7 protein-coding genes are annotated in these 6,034 nt (G+C 38.6%); all 7 read right to left on the minus strand.

Annotation, left to right across the window (positions count from 1 at the left end; genetic code table 11):
* Positions 1-96: 96 nt before the first annotated feature.
* The 7 genes from BUA02_RS13975 to istA all read right to left on the minus strand — a co-directional run bounded on the left by BUA02_RS13975 (position 97) and on the right by istA (position 5,842).
* Entirely contained in the window at positions 97-1,473 is a 1,377-nt protein-coding gene (locus tag BUA02_RS13975) for a hypothetical protein (RefSeq protein ID WP_072705343.1), read from the minus strand.
* Positions 1,474-1,489: 16 nt separating this feature from the next.
* Positions 1,490-1,978 carry a hypothetical protein gene (locus tag BUA02_RS13980; RefSeq protein WP_072705347.1) on the minus strand — a complete coding sequence of 163 codons (489 nt, stop codon included), beginning with the start codon at positions 1,976-1,978 and terminating at the stop codon, positions 1,490-1,492.
* A 2-nt stretch (positions 1,979-1,980) separates the two neighbouring features.
* Positions 1,981-2,295: a hypothetical protein gene (locus tag BUA02_RS13985; RefSeq protein ID WP_143147437.1), complete on the minus strand. Its 315-nt coding sequence runs from the start codon at positions 2,293-2,295 to the stop codon at positions 1,981-1,983.
* A gap of 353 nt (positions 2,296-2,648) precedes the next feature.
* Positions 2,649-3,092 (minus strand): hypothetical protein, encoded by a 444-nt coding sequence (locus BUA02_RS13990; RefSeq protein ID WP_072703987.1) that lies wholly within the window; start codon positions 3,090-3,092, stop codon positions 2,649-2,651.
* Positions 3,080-3,556: a hypothetical protein gene (locus BUA02_RS13995; protein ID WP_072703989.1), complete on the minus strand. Its 477-nt coding sequence runs from the start codon at positions 3,554-3,556 to the stop codon at positions 3,080-3,082. The genes BUA02_RS13990 and BUA02_RS13995 overlap by 13 nt, the downstream gene beginning before the upstream one ends.
* Positions 3,553-4,335 (minus strand): IS21-like element helper ATPase IstB, encoded by a 783-nt coding sequence (gene istB, locus BUA02_RS14000; RefSeq protein ID WP_072703992.1) that lies wholly within the window; start codon positions 4,333-4,335, stop codon positions 3,553-3,555. Before istB ends, BUA02_RS13995 begins: the two co-directional genes overlap by 4 nt.
* Positions 4,328-5,842, minus strand: a complete 1,515-nt coding sequence (istA, locus tag BUA02_RS14005) for an IS21 family transposase (RefSeq protein ID WP_178297661.1) — start codon at positions 5,840-5,842, stop codon at positions 4,328-4,330. Before istA ends, istB begins: the two co-directional genes overlap by 8 nt.
* Positions 5,843-6,034: the final 192 nt, after the last annotated feature.

Genomic DNA, 6,034 nt, shown 5'->3' on the forward strand with positions numbered 1-6,034 from the left:
ACCTTCTATTAAACTGAATTGAATAAGCCCCTGTCACTAAACACATATAGAGAAAAGGGAATAATATACCAAGTACAGTTACCATACCAATTATCCTCAATATAAATACACGCTACATACAGCAACAAAATTGGCCAAGACTACAAATCCTGTAGCAATCACCATTAAAGATCTACATAATACAAGTACCTTTTCATTATCCTTTTTTATTTCAGGCACAAAGGCCTCAGCCATCAGTAACAAAACAAAAATAATAGCAAAATCAGCAAAAATAAAAGTTCTCTTGCCAGATGTAAACACTGTTGGAGAAAAGCCTAATGTAAGCCTAGATATAATACCCGATACTATGATAGCACATGCTAAAAAGCCCTTTCTCTCATCATTAAAAAGGTTCAAAATGCTAAGAAGAAGCATCACTATCAAGAACATGTAGATCACAAATGGAATATAAACAGCTGGGCTATTATAGTTAGTGGAATCCACGTATTTATTCTTGTCAAAAGCTTCAAACAGATCCACAATTTCTGGATAATATCCATACACAAAATTCTTAAGAATATTCCAAAAGATAATGAAGGTAAATGGTACTACACCTTCAATCATCAGTATAATGTTGTCCTTGTTTTTTGCCAATGTAAGGGCACACACAACAAAGCATAATACAAACCAGAATACATCATGTGTATATAGATTAATAAATGCAGAATTCACCCCAAGTACAGCTTTATCAATTACTGTAAATGAAGTATAATTTGGAAACCAAAAAGTTATATTAGAAATCTTTCTTGCTTCATTACCTGGACACGTGAGGGCAAAAACAATGCCACATGTACACATAACCAATTGAAGCGCTGTATATACCACATACTTAGATGAAAATTTCTTATCCCAAAACATCAAAAAGCAAAACGTTGCTAAGATACAAGTATAGAAAACAGCGCACACTTCCAAATCCACTGCAAAAATCAGACAAAGCAAGTAGAATACCCCTTCAATAATTCCTACCTTCGCCCCATCAAACATTTTCTTAAGTGATACCATTGCTGTAATTCCGAAAGATAATGGCCAAAAATAAGTAATATAAGCCGTCATCCAGCCTGATCCAGCCATAAGTGCGACAGGATACATCAGCATCAAGCATGTTAATACTCTATTATGCTTGTAGTCAGTAAGACGCATAAGTGATAGAAGTAACATAATATGCACAAGCCAATTTGCTATTCCAAAAAGTACCATGTGCATTCCGTGAGCCAAAATAAAAAGCGGCAGTTCAATAAGTATTCTAGATGTCCAAGACATATACCTGATATACAATTCAGCCAATAAAGATGACATGTTCATATCTTGAATTGCTCTAGCAAAGTAAGCAAGAGTATCTCCATAATACTCTTTCATAACAATCTGATATAAACCAATAAGCGCACCATATATCAATATGTACTTTAGATTATCCCTCTTCTTTATTACATCCAAAACTTATTTTTCTCCATCAAACATCACTGTACTTGTACAAATTATCAGTCTTTACAAAGATTTCTTTTCCGTCGACCTTTATTAGAAAGCCAATTTTATACTTATTCCTAAGCCCTGAATATCTATCAATCAGAACATCAAAATGAGTTGATGCAGCATATAATCCGTTGTTATTCGCTCCATCAACAACTTCGCCATCTTCATTTATATTGCTCAATTTCACTGGTAATGAATACGCTTCATTGCTATCGTCCTGATAAAACACTATCTTTGTTGGAAATGAAGTGGTAGAGTGTCCATCCATAGATAACGTACCAATAATATAATCATTGTCTGTATCTTTGTAATTAATCTCTTCGATTGAGTATTCTATTTCCTTTGAAACAGAAGCTTTGCTAATATCTATTTTTCTAATTTTGCTGTAATGATAATATTGAAATATGCAACACAAAATAGTAAACAATAACGAAAGTGTGATTATTACGAGTTTTAAAGCTTTTTTCATATCTATTCCTCTATCTTTATTGCAAGGCTCTGTATCCAACCCCCACTAATAAGCTCCTGATTGTTTACATCAGCACCATCAGGGATATAAAAAACAGCCTCATCGATTAGTTCTCCATTCTTTGAACTATTTACCTGTATCTTAATTTGACCATCAATCAGTTCCATTTCATCATTATTCACCACAATGCAATTCTTCACAACTTTATTAAAAATTGAATCCTGATATATTCTATCATCTCCTATAGTCAAATTAACAAAATAGTCATTGTCACTTAAAAGCATCAAATACTGATCAAGCCCTGTTTGTTCCTTCAATCTTGTGTTCCTATAATTTTAATAGTCATCATACATCGAAAACCAACCTTTGTAGTTTTCATTTGTTCTATGATCCTCTATTCCATATTTATCTGCTAATACATTTCCTAAATATGCTGTTACTTTTTTTGCTCCTGCCCAATATTCCAAACGCAAAATTTATGTGCTTATAAAAAAACAAAACGCCTAGGTTAATAACAAAGCTAAATGCTACTACAATGTTGAATGTCAAGTAAAATTGACCCACTTTTACACTTAAATCTGACCCACCCCTAGATCCGCCAGTGCGATTTTGAGGGCGGGTCAGTTTTATTTATAAATCTCGATTTTTACACTGTGAATTGACCCACCTTTTAATGAGTTACCAGTGTGTATCCAGCACCGGTAAGTGCTGTTTTATCTATGATCATTGTCTTGCTCAAGGTATCCATGACAACATACCTGCTAAGTTCTAGTAGTCTGTCACCGATAAGTTCCTTCACGAGCTTCTCCATAGCCTCAGCCTTGGGAGCATTTCTTTCTATTTTGTCCTCGCATATATGTTGTGGTTTAACTGGGGAGCATAGTTCATCCATCGACATAAATAAGTTCTCATCTGCCTGTTTGCATTGCTCAGCTCTGAATCTGTCAGTTGTTTCGTCGTATCCCAGGGAATCCATGCTCTTCATTCTTGACAGCGTTGACCAAGGATACTTTATTCCAAATGACTCTCGGAGCGTTTGGTAAAGAGCATCCTTTCCGCCATTGTTGTATATTCCTGCAAGTTCAGGGAGATTTTTATCTCTTATTTTAACCATGATAGTTCTCCTTCCGACAGCTTGCCCATTTCTGCTTCAGCCCATTCATCGAATGCTCTGGATAGAGCTCGTCCTTCTTCCATAAGGGCTTCAGCCTCTTCAATGAGCTTGTGTCTCCGAAGTACTTTCTCATATACATCTGACTTATACGACAACTCATGAAGCTGCTTTCTCAGGCTTTTAATAGTGTCTTCACCTCTCAGTTCGGCAAGATATTCTTCTTTTTCTTCATCATCCATAGTGCTAAGGGTATCACGGATATCCTGTTCCTCCCTGTAAATGTCAAGAAAATCAATGTAGTTTCCATGGCCGTCTTCAGCATTGCATGAGTTCTCGTGCACACTGTTGCCAGCAGCAACCCATTCATGAAGAACCTTCCTTTCTGCCTCATTCATTGGTGTGGATTTTTCATATCTATTCAGCTCATCCTGCAGGAATCGCTGTCTATCGCTTGTTATGTTCATTTTTCTGTACCTTTCTGTTTTTTAACACTTATTTTTGACCCTTTGACACGGTAACTGTCTCCCGTTATACTAAGCACATGGCAGTGATGCAGCAGGCGGTCAAGTATTGCAGTTGCCGCAAGCTGTCCGGTAAATACTTCATCCCATCTACCCATTGGGAGATTAGTGGTGATAATGAGGGAGCTTTTTTCGTATCGTTGACGGATGATCTGGAAAAACATGCTCTCTCTTTCTTTGTCCATTTTTATGTATGAAAGTTCGTCTATTATCAGAAGCTCAATACGATTCAGCTTATCAAGCATCTGCTGGAGATTCCCGGCAAGCATCTCATCATAAAGCCTGTCGACAAGTTCCTTTGCATTAACAAAAAGGACTTTCCTGCCTCTTCTGCAGGCGTTACGACCTATTCCCGTAGCAATCATACTCTTACCAACTCCAGGTGGCCCAATGATTATGATATTTTCACGGTTATCCAGGAAAGTAAGCTTTCCGAGTTCATCGATCTTATCCTTATCCAGCGACGGATTAAAGCTGTAATCAATGTCCTCAAGAGAAGATGCATTATCAAAACCGGCTTTCACAAGAAGCTTTTCTGTTCTACGGCTGGCTTTTCCACTGTCTTCAAGTTCCAATAGCCTGAGGAGAAAATCCATATATCCCAGTGATTCCTGTGTTGCTTCTTCAATGATGTCTTTATATTGGGCGCGCATATCTACGAGCTTGAACTGCTTCATCTTTGCTTCTATGTATGCGCTTTTGTGTTCTGTGTCGTTAAGCATTCAGAACCTCCTTTGCATAGTTCTCATAGTAGCTGCAGCTTCTCGTAAGCTCACTAGTGGCCGTTGTACCGATTATCAGGGCGGTAGCTTCAGTTTCGTTAGCCTCCGGAAGTTTTCGCTCTCCTGAGTTATACTCACGAAGCATCTCTTTGAACAGCTTGATATCCATCTTTCCTTCATCGACGGCCAGCCCTATAAACCTGTCCAGAGTATCATCATCGTAAAGATCCTGGAGTTCCATTATCCTTCTGGCATGGAATGTAGGCTGGTCAAACTTACGACCTGCTGCTTCAAGATAACGTGCACCATTACTAAAGCGCTTAGTGAAGTCACGCCTTATCTGCGGAACAGAAGTTGATACCTTCTTTGCAATGGGCTCATAGTGGTCAGGATTGGTACGGATCTCATGTTTTTCATAAGATATTTCCTGATGTTCTATGAAATGTCCCTGTGAGTCATACAACATGATCCTGAAGCCATAATTCAGCCTGTAGTATAGTGTTTTTCCAACATATCTGACGTGAACACTATATTTATTGCCACCGATACTGAGATAACTATCAGGACTGACTTTCCGCTTAAGCTTGCTGGTTGCATAGTAGTGTTCCTTGGGAAGCGGCTGTAACAGAGCTTTTTCTTCCAACAGGTAATGCTGGTTTGGAATTCTTTTGGTGGTGGAATGCTTCTTGTCGCACCACTCATTTATAAAAGCTTTCCCTCGGGAATTCAGATCCTCCATGCTTGCAAAGGCATTCCCTTTTATGAACTGTTCTTCGATATAGTTGAATGGTCTCTCGATTTTCCCTTTTTTACGTGGCCAGTAGCATGGACATGCGTTGAGCTCAACACCAAGATGCAGAGCCATGGCCAGCGCATGAGGATTATATTTTATTTCTTCCTCTGACTTTGGATTATTCTTGATAACAAACGCCTTGGGATTATCAATAAGAAGCTCCAGTGTTACGCCTCCCAGATCATCAAACAGTTCCTGAACAGCTTCATATATAGCATCAGCATCTTCCCGTAAAGAAAAACATATCGCCTTCTTTCTTGATGCAGCCAGTATCATGGAAAAGCAGTATACTGTCATGTACCTGTCTGCAATAAGCACCTGATACTCACTCCAGTCAAACTGAGCCTGGTCACCCGGAGGGCTTTCGTGCCTTGTCGTTGCCTTACTACTGATACTGTTTCCAACATCTTCATCCACTCTTCTTAAAAAGTAATAGACAGGTCCTATACTGCCTTTGTAGCCACGCTTCTGTAATTCACTGAATATCCTGGTGCCATTGAAGTTAAATGGGTCACACCTCCAGGCAATGATCTGTTCCTTGAACGGATCAATCTTGGAGCTGTACTCTGTCCGGTTGTAGACAGGAGGTTCAGTCTTTTCTAATAGACTTCTGACCGTATTTCTGGCTATCCCAAGAATAGAAGCCGTAGCTCTTTTGGAACCAGTCTGTTTGTACACTTTGTGCACAGCCACCCAGTCTTCCAATTCTTTCACCTCTTTTCCTCCTTCCATATGTTTTTACATACGGAAAGAATTCTATATAACCTCAAAGAGGTGGGTCAATTCTAAGTATTAAATTTTCAAGGTACAGTGTATAATCGAAATGGTTTTATACTCGCGATCCACCATCTGGGGTGGGTCAGTTTTAAGTATTAAACCCGGGTCAATTTTAAGTGTAAATCAATA

This window comes from Butyrivibrio hungatei DSM 14810, from assembly GCF_900143205.1.
Classification (GTDB): Bacteria; Bacillota; Clostridia; order Lachnospirales; family Lachnospiraceae; genus Butyrivibrio; species Butyrivibrio hungatei.